Origin of the sequence: Methylotuvimicrobium sp. KM2 (genome assembly GCF_038051925.1) — a bacterium.
Lineage (GTDB): Bacteria > Pseudomonadota > Gammaproteobacteria > Methylococcales > Methylomonadaceae > Methylotuvimicrobium.
Window position 1 is genome coordinate 2,157,553 of record NZ_CP150634.1, and the last position, 17,663, is coordinate 2,175,215.

Here is a 17,663-nt window from a genome sequence, read left to right on the forward strand (position 1 = left end):
CCTGGTTTTTGGGTTTTAGCTGAAGAAACTTGCTAATCAGGTAATTACTTGTCTGCTGGCGATTATGTCGCCGACAACAATTCAATCGCCGGCCGCGCCCAAAATCGTCGTGTTGATCTGTGGATAAATATATGTGAACTACAACAATAAAATGATAATTAACGTAAAAACAACCTATTAACTGCTAGTATTAAAGCTATACTGCTTTCCGGGCAGTATTCGTTGCCTACATTGAAATACATTTGGAATTATTGTTTATGGAGTGTTTACTATGATAAAAAAATTAAATCTTACTTTTCTGCTGTCCTTGGTGGCGATAAGCAGTGCTACTGTTCATGCTGAATCGCAAATAGTTGCGCCACAAGGGCAAGAAGTCCTGATAGCTTTCCCAGAGCTAATTAGTTCAGAAAAAGCTATCCCGGCAAAAGTTACCGACAATATTGAGGTTCCGCCCGGTGCCGTACGTGCCCCAGCACCGCCGCTAACGCAAATGTGGGTCTATGCCGTTGGTTCAACTAATTGTGGGTGGGAATACACCGTCGGCTTGTCGGTAACGACGTGTGATCACGGCGGTGCCCAACTCCGAACCGCTGTTCTGGAAATCGGATATGGAAGCAGCCGGATTGCTTGGATGAATGGTGGGGTACTGCCCGGTTCGGCTATGTATGCAAGCACACCCGTATGCATTACAGGCGGTTACTACTCGTGGCCCTGCACGGCGGGACAAACTGTCGTTGGCTTCCTGAACGAATACAACGTCGATGGCTACCAGAACGGCATTTTCAAGTATCAAAACACTTCCATCAATTCGCCGTGGAATACCATGTCGGTACAGATCAGTATTCTTTGATCCGTTGAACCCTTCTTAATCCTTAATGTAGTATGGGCCGGTGTACCGGCCCTTTTCATTTCTAAGCGCGAGTATCGATGCCGATAGTCTGGCCTTGTTGGCTATGGCTCATGATTTGCCTGGCCGATTCCAGCATCTTAAGCGTTGTTTGGTCATTGCGCGATAGCGCACCCTCGATGCCGGCGCGAACTCTTTGCGTGAAGTCGATACGTTCACCGTCAGCAGCCGGCAACTCGCTACCGACGCCAACACCGGCCGGAACTTTCATCGTCATTGCCATGAAAGACCGGCTGTCATCGAGTGACATTTCTCCGCTACGAATTTGACCATTGACCCAATCGCGCATTTCTTGACGTGTCATGCTGGTAAAATCCGTTTGCTTGACGCCGGCCGTGTCGGTCTTCACCGTGGATGTAGTTAGCGCGGTCGAGAACGACGTAGCGCCGTTGAGATCAGCGGCCGAAGACTGCGCTCGCTGGTTGGTGTGTAGGTAGCTGGTTGCTGTATCAATTTTCATTACGGTCACTCCTTCAATGGTAAGTATTGCACTATAGCCTAAGCAAAACTTGCGCCTGTCTGTCGTCCTTTGGAAAAATCGCTTTAATTTTCCATGAAATAGGGATCATTTGAGCAGTGAACAGGAGCTAAAGATTCGGTATTCGACGTTTGGATGACTTTTGAACGGCAAAATGCTGCCAGTGAACGGCAAAATGCTGCCAGATGGCAAATTTCTTCCAGGAATAGCTCAATGCACGTCAGATTTTTGACGTCTCAAAATTTATGAATTTGAGCGTCTTGGTTGTTTATTTAGTAACTGTTTAAAAACTATTACCCTATTTTATCTGTAAATATCAGGTGACGCTGGAAGAAGTAAAGTGGCATAGGCCTTGGCAGGACGGGGTTTGCAACCCCGTCCGAAACGTTTCAACCGTGGTCGAAGCAAGTCGAAACGTTGGAGGCAGGTTAAATAACCCATCTCGCAGGAGGGTAATGAAGGAAGGAGAATTGAGGTAATTATTCAGTCCCCTCTTTGAAAAAGAGGGGTTAAGGGAGATTTTTTAAATAAATCCCCCTTTTACAAAGCATAAGTATCTATACATCTTTGTCTTTTAAAATCATGTTGTTATAAAGTTACTTCTAGTTTTTTATGAAGATAGGGACTAAAAATTGAAGTTTTTAGTCTACTTTTTATCCTAGATTACAGACAAATTAACTTAACTAATTGTTTTATAAAGCTGAAAACTTGTGTAGACACCGATGTTTACAAAGAGGGAGGCAAAGTTCCAGCTTGTTTTAGATGCAGGGATCTGAATAATTACATTGAAAATGCTGTATCTTCAAGTCCTTCATGGTGAAATGATTTTTTAGGATAATCAAGTCCCGCAAAACGTTTGATAAACACGCTCATCGGGTTGAGGCGGTTCTTGATAATGCCGGCAACCGGGTTGTTCGGTAAATGGTTTGTTAAGTAGGTCGAGCAATGCTTCAAATTTTGAAAAGTCCTCATCTTGAACCGCCGCGCTCAATGCTTGTTCAACCTTGTGGTTACGCGGAATATAAGCCGGATTGACTTGACGCATGGCTTCGGCTCGTTGTGCCGGAGACTCCGTTTCTTGATCGAGACGGATTTGCCAGCGCTCTAACCAATTGTCAAAGTCCGGTGTTTTTGGCAGATAACCATTCAGGTTCGGTTCTGTAGCGGGTCCCTCGGCGATATGACTCAGCGCTCGAAAAACATTGGTGTAGTCGGCTTTATGTTGCTGCATCAATTGAAGCAAGGAATCGATCAGTTGTTTATCGTCCTGTTGCACGGTGGCTAAGCCTAGTTTGCGACGCATGCCCGTCAGCCAAAAATTGTCGAAAATATCCGGAAAGCGATTGATGATTTCAACGGCGATAGCGATTGCCGAGTCTTGCTCGTCATGGAGTAGCGGTAATAAGGTTTCCGCGAACCTTGCTAAATTCCATTGGGCAATTCGTGGCTGATTGCCGAAGGCATAACGGCCAAAATCGTCGATTGAGCTGAATACGGTGTCCGGATTGTACTGATCCATGAATGCGCATGGGCCGTAGTCGATCGTTTCGCCCGATATCGTCATATTATCGGTGTTCATGACGCCATGGATAAAACCGACATGCATCCAACGTGCAATCAGCGACGCTTGCCGTTCTTGAACGGTTGCCAGCAATGCCGAGTAGGGATTCAATGCGGATTTCAAATCCGGGTAATGACGGCCTATTGCGTAGTCGGCTAAAAGCTTGACGGCTTTCCAGTCTTCTCGCATAGCAAAATATTGAAATGTGCCGATGCGAATGTGGCTTGAAGCAACGCGCGTTAATACGGCACCGGGTAGCGGCGTTTCCCGGAATACCGGTTCGCCGCTCGTTACGGCGGCCAGAGCGCGTGTCGTAGGAACGCCGAGTGCATGCATCGCATCACTAATCAAATATTCGCGAAGAACAGGCCCTAATGCGGCACGTCCGTCGCCGCGGCGCGAGAAGGGCGTTTGTCCCGAGCCTTTTAGTTGAATATCCCAGCGCCTGCCGGCGCGATCAATAACTTCCCCGAGTAAAATTGCCCGGCCGTCTCCCAATTGAGGTACGAAGTTTCCGAATTGATGTCCGGCATAAGCCATGGCGAGCGGTTCCGCGCCTTCCGGAACGAGATTGCCGGAAAAGAGTGCCGCCGCGGTTTCGTTATCGAGTTCATCCAGTCCCAAGTCCAACTGATTCGCTAAGTTTCTGTTCAGTTTGATCAAGCGAGGATCTTGTACCGGCGTAGGATTTAAGCGCGTACCGAAACGTTCGGGTAGGCGGGCATAGGTGTTATCGAAGTTAAATGAAGGCATCATGTTTCTATTGGCTTTTAGCAAAGTGTTTGAGTTGGGCTGTGTCAAAAATAACGTCCTAAATAAAAATATAAATTGGACGGTATAATGGTTTAAAAGTTTACTAAAATACTAGGGAATTAGCCAAAAGATATGATTGGATTTAACTGATAAATTAGTCCTGATTAGCAAGATGCTTCTGTTTGCCGAAGCCAAGTGTCCGCGCAGGGGCCAGTCGTAGTCGCTAAAACTAAAATATGCTGTTATCCAAGCTCCAAGCTTGGGTAACCTGTTCAGGAAGCTGAAGCTTCCGGGGTGTTTTTCCCAATCTGGGGCTCTCATCGTTATGCATAAGTTGTAGGGTACGCTGCGCGTACCAAAGCCGTGCCCTGACGGTTCGGTTGGCACATGAACATCGCGGGGTTACCATGGTACGCACAGCGTACCCTACGCGGATCGCCTAGCGCTAGGTGATCCGCGAGTGTTAAGTGACAATAAATGGTATCGAGGTCTCATTGGTTAAGATTGCAAAAAGGTAATTTTTGACTTATGTATAACGATGAGCGCTGGAGCGTGGGAACGAGAATTGCCGCGTATTGAATAGTTGCACTCCGTCCTGCTAGGGATATGCTGATCTTTGGGCTTTAGCTGAAGAAACTTGTTAATCAGGAAATTGGTTAAGGCGGGATAAACAAAAAGCGGTGTATCCGCCGCAGGCGGGCGGATACTATTGTGTAGCTGTTTTATCTAGAGGAGTAACCTTTATTGATCTGCCGGCGCTTCTAACGATTCCGAAGACTTTTCGCTTGCGGGTTGGTCGGCGGCTGGAGATTCTTCGGCCGGGGCGGCTTCTGTTTCGGTTTCAGGTGCTTTTGTTTCACCGAGTTGCGGGGCCGCTGGCGCTTCGATTGGAATCAGGATTTCGACTTGAGCGCCGGCACGCAGGTTTTCCATCATCGTTTGAACTTTTTGACGTTGCAAGTAAGGCGTTATTTGCTCTTTAACTTCTTCTAGCGCCGGCATGGTTTGTTGGCGTGAGTCTTCTCTCAAGATAACGTGCCAGCCGAATTGGGTTTCAACCGGTTCGCTTGTGTATTTGCCGTTTTCAAGCGCTATGACTGCTTCGGAGAATGGCGTTACCATTTGACTTGGTGCAAACCAGCCTAGGTCTCCGCCTTCCGGGCCTGAAGGTCCGGTAGAAGTTTTTTTAGCCAGTTCGTCGAATTTTGCGCCTTTATCGAGTTGTGCGATAATTTTTTTCGCTTCATCCTCGGTTTTTACCAAAATATGACGAGCTTTGTATTCCATGTTGTTTTCGCCGCCGACATTTTTTTCGTATTCGGCTTTAATTTCCTCATCGGTCACCGGATTCGATTTTAGATAGTTTTGTAAGGCGGCCTGCGAAAGCAAGGATTTTCTAACGACGTCCATTCTTTGAATAAACTCGGGCGATTTGTCGAGTTGTTTTTGCAGTGCTTCTTGGACCAGCAATTCCCGTTGAACTAATTCCTCGATTAACTTATCTTTCGGAAAAGATTGGCCTTGGGTGCGTTCGGCAATGTCACTTTCAAGCTCTTGCAATGCGGTTTTGCTGATATAGACGCCGTTGACCGAAGCGACTGCATCGGCTATATCGACTTTGGGCGCCATGGGCGCTGTCGTTGAGGACTGTTGGTTGTCGCAACCGGCTACAAGCGAAGCGCCGATTAAAAAGAATGGAACGAGTTTATTGGTCATTTAGGTTTCCTTTGTAAGTTTCACGGGTTGGTGTATTCGCTGGGGCTCATCGCATTTATGCCTAAGGCATGAATTTGTTGTTTCATCATATCGCCCAACGCTTTATAAATAAGTTGGTGGCGTTGCACCAAGGTCTTACCTTCAAAAGCCTCGGATACGATCGTAACATGGTAATGGCCGCCGCCGCTTTGGGCGCCGATATGGCCGGCATGGGCCGCGCTATTATCTATGATTTCAATTTGCTCGGGCTTGAGTGAGTCGTTGAGCAGTTTTCTAATTACTTCGGTAGTCATTGAGGTAATACCTTTTTAAATGGTTTAACGGTAACCTTTGCGTAAACGCCGGCTTCCAGGTAGGGGTCGGCATCGGCCCATTGCTTGGCTTCTTCAAGATCGGAGAATTCGGCGACGACCAGGCTGCCGGTAAAACCGGCATCTCCCGGATCGTCACAGTCTACGGCGGGATGGGGGCCGGCTAAAATTAATCGGCCTTGGTCTTGGAGTTCTTGTAGCCTGGCAAGATGAGCCGGTCTGGTCGATTTTCTTTTGTCCAAGCTGTTATCGGTATCAGTGCTGATAATTGCATAGAGCACGGTTTATTCCTCGGTATCCGGCATATGTTTATAGAGATAAAGCATTTGTAATACGATAAAAACAACCATCAAACCGGGTACGCCGAAGGTTTTGAAATTAACCCAGTCGTCGGTGTTGAAGTTGTACATCACATAAAGATTGATAAAACCGACGCTGATAAAAAACAAGGCCCACATTAGATTAAGCCGTCGCCAGATCGGCGATGGCAATGTGATATTGGCGGACATGATGCGTTCGATAAACGGTTTTTCGCCGAAGAACTGGCTAGCCAGAAAAGCCAGGCCGAACAGCCATTCGACAATACTCAATTTCCACTTGATGAATTGCTCGTCTTGCAAATAAATTGTTGCGCCGCCCATGACCAGAATTAGCCCCAGTGTGACCCATTGCATCGTTTCGACTTTTCGATATTTAAACCAAGTGAAGGCGACTTGAAGAATGGTTGCGACAATGACTACAGCCGTGGCTATATAGATATCGTAAAGTTTAAACGCGATAAAAAATAAAATGATAGGGAAAAATTCAAAAAGTTGCTTCATGTCGATTCAATTGATGGGTTTATACGTAAAAATCAATACCGGCTACCAATTGAGCGCGCTGATCTTGCATCGGCTGGTTGAGGGTTGTGGTGTAAGCATTGACGGCATTTAATAATCGTGTGTTGATGGGGTTTTCGGTTTTGTCCGCATTAAGCAGGCCGATGTCGGATAATCCGGCATTGTCTAATAACTGTTCTACTTCCTCGGGCGTTTGAGTTGGAATTGCCGAATGTTGTAAGGGCTTATCGGAGTTTGCACGCTTATTATCGGGTTGATTTTGGACAGTATCCTGCTGTCCTGCGTTTTGCGGGTTTAATTTAAGCGCGGAAGTGTTAAGCGAAGTTACATGTATTTCCATGTCAAGGCATAATGCAATGGAAAATTGAGTGCTATTGTAGAATTAATCTGCTTGATTGTACATGCTTGGCAATTGCTTTCTGGTAGAATAATTCAGTTTTAAGGAGGTATTATCGTGGATAAGCAGATTCAAACCGAACTCGAAGCGGCCGCATTCAGACGTTTGCTTGAGCATTTGCAAAGCCATCCGGAAGTTCAGAATATAGATCTAATGATACTGGCCGATTTTTGTCGTAATTGTTTGGCCAAGTGGTATGCCGCAGCCGCTAAAGAAAAGGATATCGAGCTTGATTATGATCAAGCTAGAGAAATTATTTACGGCATGCCTTATGCCGATTGGAAGAAGCGTCATCAAACCGAAGCGACGCCCGAACAGTTAGCGGCCTACGAACTCAAGCAAAAAGGCAAAAAACATGAGTAATGATATATCTTATGATGCAATGTTTTCCGGCATCATCGGGCGTGATTACGACATGCTGCAGCTCATGAGCCCATTATCGGCTGAAATGAGCAAAATAGTCGGTCGTGCAGTCAAACATTATGCCGATAAAGCCGGGCGGTCTTTGAATGTTGTAGAGTTAGGCGGCGGAACCGGTATCACGACGCTGGCTATGTTGTCGTCCAACGACGATGTGATAGTCACAAGCATCGATAGCGAGCCGACGATGCAGAATCAAGCTAAGGAAAACCTAAAGCAATGGGTCGACAATGGACGCCTATTTTTCAAACTTGACGATGCCTATAGCGCATTAACGAAAATGGCTGACAACAGCGCGGATGTTTTGGCAACGGCTTATACGGTTCATAATTTCGAACACAGTTATCGCGAGCGCGTCATCGAACAAATTTTTCGAGTTTTAAAGCCGGGCGGACAATTCATCAATGGCGATCGTTATGCTTTGGACGATATTTTCGAGCATACCCGTACCGTTCAAGAGGAAATCAGCGGTTTTTTCGAGGTATTGATCGGTGAAAATAAACCGGACTTGCTTGAACAATGGATAATCCATTTATTTAACGACGAATCGGAAAATCATGTCATGCGCGAAGGCGTTTCGCTAAAACAGTTGGAGAAAGCCGGTTTTGTCGATATTGCCTTAAATCAACGCATGAAAGTCAATGCCTTGGTTACCGCCGTTAAACCTATTTAACACGAGCTTTTCTCAATAATGAATATCACTGATTACATGCAGTCACTCGGTCGCGAGGCTAGACAAGCCGGCAGAGTTTTAAGCCGTAGCGAAACCGGAATAAAAAATGCGGCCTTGCTGGCCATCGCCGAAGAACTCGAAAATAACCGGGAATATTTGATTCAACAAAACGGCAAAGACGTTCAAGCGGGTATCGACAATGGGCTCGACGCGGCCCTGTTGGACCGATTGGAATTGAAAGACAAAGGCATTGCAGGGATGGTTGAAGGATTGCAACAAGTCGCGGCATTACCCGACCCGGTCGGCGAAATCAACGATATGACCTATCGGCCCTCGGGCATTCAAGTCGGTCAGATGCGCGTCCCGTTGGGCGTGATCGGCATAATTTACGAATCGCGGCCGAATGTTACGGTCGATGCGGCCGCGCTTTGCCTGAAATCCGGCAATGCCTGTATTCTTCGTGGCGGGTCGGAGGCGATCCAATCGAACAAGGCAATCGCCGAATGCATCGGCAAAGGTTTGGAACGGGCTGGCTTGCCTGCTACGGCTGTACAGGTGATCGAAACGACCGACCGCGCGGCGGTTGGCGAATTGATTACGATGTCGGATTTCGTCGATGTGATCGTGCCGCGCGGCGGCAAAGGTTTGATCGAGCGCATATCGAAAGAAGCGACGATTCCGGTTATCAAACACCTGGACGGCATTTGTCATGTCTATATCGACAGCGAAGCCGATCTCGACAAAGCCGTTTCTATCGCGGTCAATGCGAAGACGCACCGCTACGGTGTTTGCAATGCGATGGAAACACTGTTGGTGCACGAAAGCTTGGCTTCACAAATTTTGCCCGGCCTGTCGGCGAAGTATCGGGAGAAAGGCGTCGAATTGCGCGGCTGTCTTAAAACCTGTTCATTGATACCGAATTGCCGGCGGGCGGTCGAGGAAGATTGGCAAACCGAATATCTCGCGCCGATTCTGTCGATCAAAGTGGTTGCCGGTTTCGAGGAGGCTGTCGAGCATATCAATCGATACGGGTCCGCGCATACTGATGCGATCGTGACCGAAAACTACACGTTGGCTAGACGCTTTTTGCGGGAAGTCGATTCGAGCTCGGTCATGGTCAATGCATCGACGCGTTTTGCCGACGGATTCGAATACGGCCTCGGCGCCGAGATCGGCATCAGTACCGACAAGTTGCACGCGCGGGGGCCGGTCGGTTTAAACGGCTTGACTACCTTAAAATATATCGTACTCGGCGATGGCCACATTCGGCAATAAATGATCGGTATTTACGGAGGCACGTTCGATCCGGTTCACTTCGGTCATTTACGCACCGCTCTGGAAGTCAAAGAAATTTTCGCGCTGGATGAAATTCGCCTGATCCCTTGCTTTATACCGCCTCACCGCGATAGCCCCTCGGCACCCGCTTCGATGCGGCTAAGGATGTTGGAATTGGCGCTGGAAGATCGTACGAATATGACGGTCGATACGCGCGAGATCGACCGGGGCGGTCCTTCCTATATGGTCGAGACATTAATGTCTTTGCGTGCCGAGATCGGCGAACGGCCTTTATTGCTATTCATCGGCGCCGATGCCTTTACGGGACTTACCGCTTGGTATCAATGGCAACGCCTGTTTGAATTCGCGCATGTTGTCGTGATGACACGGCCGGGTTTTAATGCGCAGACAATTGACGAGTTTTTGACCAACCGTTTGACCGAAGACCGCCAAGTCTTGAAAGACCATTCTGCAGGGTATTTATTTTTTCAGTCGGTTACCCTTCTCGAAATTTCCGCAACCGCCATTCGGCAAGTCATAGCTAAACATCGGGACCCGGGTTTTTTATTGCCCGAGTCCGTCATACAATACATCCGACAACATAAACTTTATCAGCGCTAATTCGGCGCGAATTTGATTAGGAATTTGAATGCAAACAGAAGCGTTATTGAAAATAGTCCAGGACGTTTTGGACGAAAGGAAGGGGCACAATATCACCGTGTTGGACGTACGCGGTAAGACCAGCGTGACCGATTACATGATACTGGCAACCGGCACATCCGATCGACATATCAATGCCATGGCCGATTATGTTTCCGAAAAAGTCAAGGAAAACGGGCAGAAACCGTTAGGGCAAGAAGGCGGTATCGGAGCGGATTGGGTATTGCTGGATTTAGGCGACGTGATCGTTCATTTGATGACCGACCAAGCGCGTGCGTTTTATCAATTGGAAAAATTGTGGTCGGTTGAACAGAAAGCCGAAGCGCTAGAGGCCTTGCAAGACTGATTTATTTGTTGCCATTATAGGATCCACCGATGACCGATCAATTGAAATCTCCCGTCTCACGTTTATTCGACGAGCTAGGAATTAAATACGAATGGATCGAAATCCCTCTCGACCCTGATAAAAAGCCGGTTCGTTCTCTCGAAGAGGTCTTGGCTGCCATCGGTCGTGATCCTGAGCAAATTGTACGCAGTCTATTGTTTCGAGCAGGGTCCGGCGATTTTGTTTTATTGGCGGTCGCCGGCGGCGGTCGCGCCGATTGGGGCGTGCTGCGCAAACAGTTGAGTGAACGCCGTTTGGCAATGGCGGAGCCGGAAGAGGTTTTGCAAGCAACCGGTTTTCCGGTCGGCGCGGTACCGCCTATTGCTTTACCCGATTCGATTCGCATACTCGTCGATGAAGGCGTTTTTAATTACGCACGGGTTGTTATTGGCAGCGGCATATTGGGATATGCTTTGGATATCAATGCCGACGATTTCCGCAGGGTCATGTCGAGCGCCGCTGTCGGAAAATATGTAAAAGCCTCCTAAAAATTAGCCGTATCTTTTATTGGTATACCTATCGGAGATCAAAATTCGGCACCGGGGTGCCCGTCAAAGGACGCCGTGAATACGTCCCTGTAGGCTCTATGCCAGCTCCATGCTGGCAAAGCCTTTGCCGAGCACCCCGGCGCCTCCTAATGCGTTGCCGAAATTTGAAGTGCGAAGAGTATAGTCAAAAGGAGTTTCGATGAACGCCGTCATTCTCGAATCGACGATTACTTGCCCACACTGCAAGCATGCCGAAACGGAAACGATGCCGACCGATGCCTGTTGGTACTTCTACGAATGCAAGTCTTGCGGAACGCTACTCAAACCGAAGCCCGGCGATTGCTGCGTGTTTTGTTCTTACGGTTCGGTCAAATGTCCGCCGATTCAGCAACAGGGCTCTTGTTGCGGCGGTTAGTCCGGCTTTGGCGGGCTAACCAATAGGATTCGTTTTAAAAATATTGATGGACTGGCTTCGTTTATTGTGATTATATATGGAAATTCGTATATCAATACATTCAGCCATGCTGACACCGGTTCAATTTTTCAAATGTCTTGCCGACGACACGCGCCTTCGCTGCGTGACCTTATTGCATCAGGAAGGCAAACTTTGCGTTTGCGAGTTGACGGCGGCGCTGGCTCTGTCGCAGCCGAAAATCTCGCGGCATTTGGCCTTGTTGCGTCAATCCGGTTTGTTGCTCGACAGCCGTGAAGGGCAGTGGGTTTATTACCGGATCAACCCGGATTTGCCGAGTTGGGCCTATCCACTGCTCGACGATGCGTTGAAAGCGGTGCAAGCGAGCGAATCCTTCGGAGCCGATCTGGATCGCCTGCGGCAGATGGATTGCCGTCCGGACGCCGCGGTTTGCGGCTAAATTTTTGCTTAAATATATATGCTTATTCGTATATCAATTTATTAATATGAGGCTTGAAATGAAAAGGTTACATATCCATCTGTCGGTCGATGATCTGGAAAAAAATATCTCCTTTTACAGCACGCTGTTCGGCTCCGAGCCGACCGTAAAGCACGACGATTATGCGAAATGGATGCTCGACGATCCGCGCGTCAATTTCGCGATTTCGAACCGCAGCCAACAACTCGGTCTCGATCATTTAGGCTTACAGGCTGAGAACGAGCAGGAACTGGCGGCGATCAAACAAAATCTCGACGCGACCCAAATACCGATCGAAGCCCAGGAAGGAGCGGCCTGCTGCTATGCACGCTCCGACAAATACTGGATCACCGACCCGCAAGGCATCGCCTGGGAATCCTTCCATTCGCTGAGCGAGATTCCGACCTTCAACGACGCGAAAGCCGCTTCCGACGGTGAAAATCCGTTTGCGTGCCGCCCGACCGGGACCGGCGCTTCTTCTTGCTGCGGCTGAGCAAAGTTTTTTCAATAATCACCATCGAGAATCGACATGTTGAATATTCTAATTGTCTGTACCGGCAACTCCTGTCGCAGCGTCATGGGCGAAGCCTTGTTCAATCATCACGGCCAGGGCCGCATCCGGGCATTTTCGGCCGGCAGCCACCCGATCGGAGGCATCAACCAGGGCGCGCTGGCGACTTTGAAACGCCACGGCTTGCCGACCGAAGGCTATCAAAGCCAGTCCTGGGAGGATTTCGAGGATCAGCCGATGGATATCGTGATCACGGTCTGCGACAGCGCCCATGGCGAAACCTGTCCGGTCTATTTGACCAAAGCGGTGCGGGCGCATTGGGGTGTATCCGATCCGGGCCATGTCGAAGGCAGCGAGGAAGAGAAAATCGCCGCATTCGAGCAAACCTTCGCGACACTGGAATTGCGTGTCAAGACCATGCTCGATCTGCCGTGGGAAGCGATGCCGCGCGACGAATTGACCCGTAAACTCAACGAAATCGGCCAATTGTCGGCTTGACAGCCAGCGGGGAGGCGTTATGACCGAAAAAACACACGATATAGGCTTTTTCGAGCGTTATTTGACACTGTGGGTGGCGTTGTGCATCGTCGCCGGCATTCTGCTCGGCGCGTTCGCGCCGGAGTTTGCGAAGACGCTCGACGGCATGAGCATCGATGTCAACGGGGCGCCGGTCGTCTCGATACCGATCGCGGTATGTCTGTTCTTCATGATGTATCCGATCATGGTCAAGATCGACTTCGCCGAAGTCGTCAAGGCCGGCAAGAGCGTCAAGCCGGTGTCGCTGACATTGTTCGTCAACTGGGCGATCAAGCCGTTCACGATGTACGGTATCGCCACGCTTTTTCTGGGCGGACTGTTTTACGAATTGATCGGCGCGGATGCGGTCGACCTGGTCAAGATGCCGTTTGGCCTGGATTTGCCGGTCGGCAGTGAATACGGCTCCGGAACTGTCGTTTTGCAAGACGGTGTCAAGATGCTCGAAGTACCGCTCTGGCGTAGCTATCTGGCCGGTTGCATCTTGTTGGGCGTCGCGCCTTGTACCGCGATGGTGCTGGTCTGGGGCTATCTGGCGCGCGGCAATGCCGGTCACACGCTGGTCATGGTCGCGATCAATTCGTTGGTGATGCTGGTGTTGTACGGCCTGATTGGCGGCTTTTTGCTCGGCGTCGGGCAATTGCCGGTGCCTTGGGAAGCGCTGCTGTTGTCGATCGGTATATACGTCGCGTTGCCGCTGCTTGCCGGTTATTATTCGCGCAAATGGATTATCGCCAGTAAAGGGCCGATTTGGTTCGAGCAGAAATTTTTGCATCTGTTGACGCCGGTCACGATCGGCGCGTTACTGTTGACGCTGATCTTGCTGTTCTCGTTCAAGGGCGACGTGATTACCGCGAATCCGTTGACGATTCTATGGATTGCGATACCGCTGACGATTCAGACCCTATTGATCTTTGCGATCACCTATCTGGGCGCGAAATTGTGGGGTTTCAGCTATGAAAACGCCGCGCCTTCTGCGTTGATTGGCGCGTCGAATCATTTCGAGGTCGCGATCGCGACCGCTGTGATGCTGTTCGGTTTGTCGTCCGGCGCGGCGCTTGCGACCGTGGTCGGCGTCTTGATCGAAGTGCCGCTGATGCTGGCCTTGGTCGGTTTTTGCAAAAAAACGAAAGGTTGGTTTTCTGATTAGCTAATCAAGCAACCAAGAGCCGTTAAGACGAACATCGTTATACATAAATTGTAGGGTACGCTGCGCGTATCAAAGCCGTGCCCTGAAGGTTCGGTTGGCACATGAACATCGCAGGGCTACCATGGTGCGCACAGCGTACCCCATAAGCGCCAACTTAGTGTCTATTCTATGGTGTATTTGTAGCTTTTATTCGTCATATCGGCATGGATTGCCGATAACCAGGCTGCATGGGTGTGACGCTTCGTATTGCCATCCCTGGCCCTGGATTCCGCCAATCCCTGGCGGAATAACGCGTTTTTCCTTAAGTTGGCGCCTATGACAGCGTACCCTACGCGAATCACATAGCGCTAGGTGAGGTGCAGCATGGAGCTGGCATAGTGCCTACATGGACGTATTTACCCAGCACCTAAATAAGCCATGATCCTAGAAAAAGCATTTCACCATGAAGATCATGAAGAATAAGAAGTTAACTCAATAACTTGTCATTCGTTTATGAACAACTTTCGCTCACCCGAAAGGTTAGCTGCAATGTTTAGGTAATCTATTAAAATACTTCATGAACTTCATGGTTGAACTGCCGAATTTAGGATGATTTTGAATCATTGCCAAAGACCTATGGAATTCATCCAGCACCTAAATTAGTCATGATATTAAACATAGCCAATCGGCTATGGAATTTAGGTGCTGGATTTAGGTGTGGGTTTACGGCGTCCTTTAACGGGCACCCCGAGGCCGAATTTTCATCTACGATGACTAAAGATTAAAGCACGTATGCAGGGTAGTGGAATACGGGAATGGTGTGGCTCCGAAATTCCCGGATTGTGCTTCGCTTCATCCGGGCTACGCTGTTCAGACTCGCTGGAAGAGGCTGGTAGCTATTTACCAATGGGGATCTGTGCTTAGCTTGATGCGTATGCGGCGCCGGAGTGTCCCAGCGCCGAAATTTTCTGGCAAAGGGGGGGATGCGAGTAAGTGTGGAATACAGATTAACTATTAATATTCGGCTCTTCACTTTGTTGTTCCAGCCAGGCTCTCCATACCGCCAATAATACCGCAAGGATGACTGGGCCTAAAAATAACCCGACCGCTCCGAAAGAAGCCAAGCCGCCGAGAACGCCGAAAAAGACGACTAAAAAAGGAACGCGGCCCGCACCGCTGATGATAATCGGGCGGATAACGTTGTCGATAGTGCTGACCACTAATGACCCCCATAGAAGCACACCAATACCATCCGAAAACCGGTCGATAAAAATTAATGTGATGCCGATCGGCATCCAAACTAAAGCGGCTCCAACCATCGGTACCAACGCCAGTAATGCAGTAATAGCGCCGAATAGAGCAGGGGCTTGAACATCGGCGATATAAAAACCCAGGCCGGCTAAAATTCCTTGACCCAATGCGGTAAGAACCAAACCGTAAACAACGGCGCTAGTGGTATTGGCGATAGCGTGCAGATAAATATCTTGATGTTTGCCAAGAAATTGAACTAAGCCTTTATTGATCTGCCTCATAACATCTTCACCATCTCTAAAGCAAAAAAATAGCGTGACTGCCACTATCCCGATTTTGATGATGTAATAACCGAGTCCCCCCATGATTTTACCCAGATAACCTAGCGATTGAGTTGCCAAATTGGTTATCTGGGCGGTAAGGCTGGCCCGGTCGTTAATCAGTCGATCCAGCCAATCTTGCAAATAGTTGCCTAGCCAGGGGATGCGTTTGATGGGTTCAGGTAATTCGTAAGGTCCTTGCAATAAATTAAATGCCAATGCCTGATAGGCGATTTTAATTTCCTCTTGAAGCAGTGTGGCAAGTCCGAATACTGCCAGGATAATGATCATGGCAATGATGCCGGTCATGATCGAAGCACTGAGATTGCCGTTATCTTTTAAAAAAGTGCGTAGTCGCCGATAAGCCGGCCAAGTTGCATAGGCAATGATGAAAGCCCAAGTTAGCGATAATAAAAATTCACTCAATATCCAGTAGCCCAATAGCAATAAGCCAGCCAATAAAAGACCGGGAATCATATAGCGTAAAGGCGAATTAGCCGCGAAATAATTCATTTGCGTTCGGTAAAAGATGTCCTGAAATTAGCATTTATCATATCACCGATATTGCAAAATGCTCGATGATGCTGACTTGGGCCAGCGATTCCTAGTTTGAGAGATTTTGCCGTGTTCAGGGTATGGGGTGTGCATGCCGAAGATCGCCGTTCACCCGGCACCTAAATGATTCCAGATAGATAATCATAGCCAATAGGCTTTGGAATTTAGATGCTGGGTAACCCTTCCATGGGGGCTTGACAACAGCGGTTCCTGCCGTCATCCTCGTTTAAACGCACCCTTTTTCGAGCAAAAAGGAATAGGAGCATGATCTCGCTTATTGTAGCCTTAGTTGTGTCTCAAAGGTTTCCCCGTTTCGCCATACTGCGATGTTAATTACATCGCCGGCGCTGAACTTGTCCAACATATCCAATAAAGTTTCCATGTCTCGGACCGATTTATTTTCTACAGAGAGGATAATATCTCCGGGGATGATGTTGCCGGCATCATCGATGGTACTGCCTTTCAGCCCGGCTTTATCGGCTGGAAAACCCGGTTTGACTTCCAAAATCAACAAGCCTTTCACGCCGAGATTTTGCGTGATCATCGCGCTGACACGGTTATCGGAACCGATACCGATGACCGGTCTGATATAGCGCCCCTTGTCGATCAGCATCGGCACGATTCTATTAATAGTGTCGACCGGCACGGCAAAACCGATGCCGGCACTGGCGCCGGACGGACTAAAAATAGCGGTATTGATTCCGATCAATCGGCCCGCGCTATCGAGTAAAGGACCGCCGGAATTGCCGGGATTGACGGCAGCGTCGGTTTGAATCAAGTCATCGTAAGTCTGTCCCGGTGTAGGGGCTATCGAACGGTTGAGAGCCGAGATAACGCCGGTAGTCAGCGTATGATCCAAACCGAACGGATTGCCGATCGCAAAGACTGATTGCCCGACTTTGAGCTCCTTGCTGGATCCGATAGGAATAGGCGTGGTTTTGTCGAAAGGGACCAAAATACGGAGGACGGCTAGATCGTGCTCGGGGCTCGTACCGACCAACGAAGCGCGAAGGTTGCGTTGGTCTTGAAGGCGGACCCAAGCTTCCGATGCCCCGGCTAATACATGATGATTGGTCACGATAAAGCCGCGTTCATCCCAAAAAAAACCGCTGCCGCTACCTCTAGGAACGCGTGTGACATCTCTCGTCCAGGGGTTGATGCGCTTGCCGACCGTGCTGATATTAACGACCGAGGGACTGGCTTTTTCAAAAATTTCTATCGTGGTTTGTTCCACTTCGGTGAGGGTCCCGCGCGGCGTGACGGTTCGCGGTTCAGCGCTTTTCGGGCTGAATAATGTCGGATATTGCTGCAAAATATAGACAGAGGCGAAAAGAATGATGGCGCCGAATAGGGCTAAGCGGATAAGTCTCAATGATTGGATGAACAAAGTGGATTGCATGGTTTATTGACGGGAGCTTCTGCAATTAAAGTTATGGCGAACTTTATCAGGGATTACGTCAAATGGATAAAAATTTTGTATCAAGACGTTGCTATGCGTCTGTTTGCGCGCCTTGCATATGAACAAAAGTTGTGGTGTCGATTGCCTATCCTACCCCCTTTATATTCAAATAATGGCTAACTTTATGAAGGTTTACTGTGGATGTTTTTAG

The 17,663-nt window shown here is 48.8% G+C and carries 21 protein-coding genes; 12 read left to right on the forward strand and 9 right to left on the reverse strand.

Annotated features, from left to right (window positions below):
• The first annotated feature begins 271 nt into the window (after positions 1–271).
• Positions 272–850, forward strand: a complete 579-nt coding sequence (locus WJM45_RS09210; RefSeq protein WP_341328650.1) for a YolA family protein — start codon at positions 272–274, stop codon at positions 848–850.
• Between the two features lie 61 nt (positions 851–911).
• Here the strand turns inward: WJM45_RS09210 and WJM45_RS09215 are convergent, their stop codons facing one another.
• From WJM45_RS09215 to WJM45_RS09245, 7 genes are all read right to left on the reverse strand, one after another.
• On the reverse strand, positions 912–1,367 hold the full coding sequence (locus tag WJM45_RS09215; RefSeq protein WP_341328651.1) for a hypothetical protein: 456 nt from the start codon (positions 1,365–1,367) through the stop codon (positions 912–914).
• An 856-nt stretch (positions 1,368–2,223) separates the two neighbouring features.
• Entirely contained in the window at positions 2,224–3,702 is a 1,479-nt protein-coding gene (locus WJM45_RS09220; RefSeq protein ID WP_341328652.1) for a YdiU family protein, read from the reverse strand.
• Between the two features lie 738 nt (positions 3,703–4,440).
• Positions 4,441–5,415 (reverse strand): peptidylprolyl isomerase, encoded by a 975-nt coding sequence (locus WJM45_RS09225; RefSeq protein ID WP_341328653.1) that lies wholly within the window; start codon positions 5,413–5,415, stop codon positions 4,441–4,443.
• 20 nt (positions 5,416–5,435) lie between these two features.
• Positions 5,436–5,708, reverse strand: coding sequence for a BolA family protein (locus tag WJM45_RS09230; protein ID WP_017838943.1), 273 nt, complete (start codon positions 5,706–5,708; stop codon positions 5,436–5,438).
• The gene (locus WJM45_RS09235; protein ID WP_017838944.1) at positions 5,705–6,007 is read right to left on the reverse strand and encodes a YciI family protein; all 303 of its coding nucleotides are present in this window, start codon (positions 6,005–6,007) and stop codon (positions 5,705–5,707) included. Before WJM45_RS09235 ends, WJM45_RS09230 begins: the two co-directional genes overlap by 4 nt.
• Positions 6,008–6,010: 3 nt before the next feature.
• On the reverse strand, positions 6,011–6,547 hold the full coding sequence (locus tag WJM45_RS09240) for a septation protein A (RefSeq protein ID WP_017838945.1): 537 nt from the start codon (positions 6,545–6,547) through the stop codon (positions 6,011–6,013).
• 19 nt (positions 6,548–6,566) lie between these two features.
• Positions 6,567–6,905, reverse strand: a complete 339-nt coding sequence (locus tag WJM45_RS09245) for a hypothetical protein (RefSeq protein WP_341328654.1) — start codon at positions 6,903–6,905, stop codon at positions 6,567–6,569.
• A 114-nt stretch (positions 6,906–7,019) separates the two neighbouring features.
• Between WJM45_RS09245 and WJM45_RS09250 the strand changes: the two genes are divergently transcribed.
• The 11 genes from WJM45_RS09250 (at position 7,020) to arsB (ending at position 13,948) form a co-directional block, all read left to right on the forward strand.
• Entirely contained in the window at positions 7,020–7,325 is a 306-nt protein-coding gene (locus WJM45_RS09250; RefSeq protein ID WP_341328655.1) for a DUF1244 domain-containing protein, read from the forward strand.
• The gene (locus WJM45_RS09255; RefSeq protein ID WP_341328656.1) at positions 7,318–8,055 is read left to right on the forward strand and encodes a class I SAM-dependent methyltransferase; all 738 of its coding nucleotides are present in this window, start codon (positions 7,318–7,320) and stop codon (positions 8,053–8,055) included. Before WJM45_RS09250 ends, WJM45_RS09255 begins: the two co-directional genes overlap by 8 nt.
• Positions 8,056–8,073: 18 nt before the next feature.
• A complete protein-coding gene (locus tag WJM45_RS09260; RefSeq protein ID WP_341328657.1) occupies positions 8,074–9,330 on the forward strand; it encodes a glutamate-5-semialdehyde dehydrogenase in 1,257 nt (418 codons plus the stop codon).
• Positions 9,331–9,951: a nicotinate-nucleotide adenylyltransferase gene (gene nadD, locus WJM45_RS09265; RefSeq protein ID WP_341328658.1), complete on the forward strand. Its 621-nt coding sequence runs from the start codon at positions 9,331–9,333 to the stop codon at positions 9,949–9,951.
• Positions 9,952–9,979: 28 nt separating this feature from the next.
• On the forward strand, positions 9,980–10,336 hold the full coding sequence (rsfS, locus tag WJM45_RS09270; RefSeq protein WP_014148326.1) for a ribosome silencing factor: 357 nt from the start codon (positions 9,980–9,982) through the stop codon (positions 10,334–10,336).
• Between the two features lie 29 nt (positions 10,337–10,365).
• A complete protein-coding gene (locus WJM45_RS09275) occupies positions 10,366–10,863 on the forward strand; it encodes a YbaK/EbsC family protein (protein WP_341328659.1) in 498 nt (165 codons plus the stop codon).
• Positions 10,864–11,062: 199 nt separating this feature from the next.
• A complete protein-coding gene (locus tag WJM45_RS09280) occupies positions 11,063–11,278 on the forward strand; it encodes a GDCCVxC domain-containing (seleno)protein (protein ID WP_341328660.1) in 216 nt (71 codons plus the stop codon).
• 109 nt (positions 11,279–11,387) lie between these two features.
• On the forward strand, positions 11,388–11,735 hold the full coding sequence (locus WJM45_RS09285) for a metalloregulator ArsR/SmtB family transcription factor (protein ID WP_341328921.1): 348 nt from the start codon (positions 11,388–11,390) through the stop codon (positions 11,733–11,735).
• Positions 11,736–11,793: 58 nt separating this feature from the next.
• Complete coding sequence (locus WJM45_RS09290; protein WP_341328661.1) at positions 11,794–12,246, forward strand: ArsI/CadI family heavy metal resistance metalloenzyme; 453 nt, start codon at positions 11,794–11,796, stop codon at positions 12,244–12,246.
• A gap of 36 nt (positions 12,247–12,282) precedes the next feature.
• Entirely contained in the window at positions 12,283–12,762 is a 480-nt protein-coding gene (locus WJM45_RS09295; RefSeq protein ID WP_341328662.1) for an arsenate reductase ArsC, read from the forward strand.
• A 19-nt stretch (positions 12,763–12,781) separates the two neighbouring features.
• Positions 12,782–13,948 carry an ACR3 family arsenite efflux transporter gene (gene arsB, locus WJM45_RS09300; protein ID WP_341328663.1) on the forward strand — a complete coding sequence of 389 codons (1,167 nt, stop codon included), beginning with the start codon at positions 12,782–12,784 and terminating at the stop codon, positions 13,946–13,948.
• Positions 13,949–14,934: 986 nt separating this feature from the next.
• Here the strand turns inward: arsB and WJM45_RS09305 are convergent.
• Positions 14,935–16,011 carry an AI-2E family transporter gene (locus WJM45_RS09305; protein WP_341328664.1) on the reverse strand — a complete coding sequence of 359 codons (1,077 nt, stop codon included), beginning with the start codon at positions 16,009–16,011 and terminating at the stop codon, positions 14,935–14,937.
• A 316-nt stretch (positions 16,012–16,327) separates the two neighbouring features.
• Positions 16,328–17,452 (reverse strand): trypsin-like peptidase domain-containing protein, encoded by a 1,125-nt coding sequence (locus WJM45_RS09310; protein ID WP_341328665.1) that lies wholly within the window; start codon positions 17,450–17,452, stop codon positions 16,328–16,330.
• Positions 17,453–17,663 lie beyond the last annotated feature (211 nt).

What these genes read in the sequence shown, in the direction of transcription:
- WJM45_RS09210 (WP_341328650.1), top strand. Translation starts at nt 272, where the DNA reads ATGATAAAAAAATTAAATCTTACTTTTCTGCTGTCCTTGGTGGCGATA.
- WJM45_RS09215 (WP_341328651.1), bottom strand. Translation starts at nt 1,367, where the DNA reads ATGAAAATTGATACAGCAACCAGCTACCTACACACCAACCAGCGAGCG.
- WJM45_RS09220 (WP_341328652.1), bottom strand. Translation starts at nt 3,702, where the DNA reads ATGATGCCTTCATTTAACTTCGATAACACCTATGCCCGCCTACCCGAA.
- WJM45_RS09225 (WP_341328653.1), bottom strand. Translation starts at nt 5,415, where the DNA reads ATGACCAATAAACTCGTTCCATTCTTTTTAATCGGCGCTTCGCTTGTA.
- WJM45_RS09230 (WP_017838943.1), bottom strand. Translation starts at nt 5,708, where the DNA reads ATGACTACCGAAGTAATTAGAAAACTGCTCAACGACTCACTCAAGCCC.
- WJM45_RS09240 (WP_017838945.1), bottom strand. Translation starts at nt 6,547, where the DNA reads ATGAAGCAACTTTTTGAATTTTTCCCTATCATTTTATTTTTTATCGCG.
- WJM45_RS09245 (WP_341328654.1), bottom strand. Translation starts at nt 6,905, where the DNA reads ATGGAAATACATGTAACTTCGCTTAACACTTCCGCGCTTAAATTAAAC.
- WJM45_RS09255 (WP_341328656.1), top strand. Translation starts at nt 7,318, where the DNA reads ATGAGTAATGATATATCTTATGATGCAATGTTTTCCGGCATCATCGGG.
- WJM45_RS09260 (WP_341328657.1), top strand. Translation starts at nt 8,074, where the DNA reads ATGAATATCACTGATTACATGCAGTCACTCGGTCGCGAGGCTAGACAA.
- nadD (WP_341328658.1), top strand. Translation starts at nt 9,331, where the DNA reads ATGATCGGTATTTACGGAGGCACGTTCGATCCGGTTCACTTCGGTCAT.
- rsfS (WP_014148326.1), top strand. Translation starts at nt 9,980, where the DNA reads ATGCAAACAGAAGCGTTATTGAAAATAGTCCAGGACGTTTTGGACGAA.
- WJM45_RS09275 (WP_341328659.1), top strand. Translation starts at nt 10,366, where the DNA reads ATGACCGATCAATTGAAATCTCCCGTCTCACGTTTATTCGACGAGCTA.
- WJM45_RS09280 (WP_341328660.1), top strand. Translation starts at nt 11,063, where the DNA reads ATGAACGCCGTCATTCTCGAATCGACGATTACTTGCCCACACTGCAAG.
- WJM45_RS09290 (WP_341328661.1), top strand. Translation starts at nt 11,794, where the DNA reads ATGAAAAGGTTACATATCCATCTGTCGGTCGATGATCTGGAAAAAAAT.
- WJM45_RS09295 (WP_341328662.1), top strand. Translation starts at nt 12,283, where the DNA reads ATGTTGAATATTCTAATTGTCTGTACCGGCAACTCCTGTCGCAGCGTC.
- arsB (WP_341328663.1), top strand. Translation starts at nt 12,782, where the DNA reads ATGACCGAAAAAACACACGATATAGGCTTTTTCGAGCGTTATTTGACA.
- WJM45_RS09305 (WP_341328664.1), bottom strand. Translation starts at nt 16,011, where the DNA reads ATGAATTATTTCGCGGCTAATTCGCCTTTACGCTATATGATTCCCGGT.
- WJM45_RS09310 (WP_341328665.1), bottom strand. Translation starts at nt 17,452, where the DNA reads ATGCAATCCACTTTGTTCATCCAATCATTGAGACTTATCCGCTTAGCC.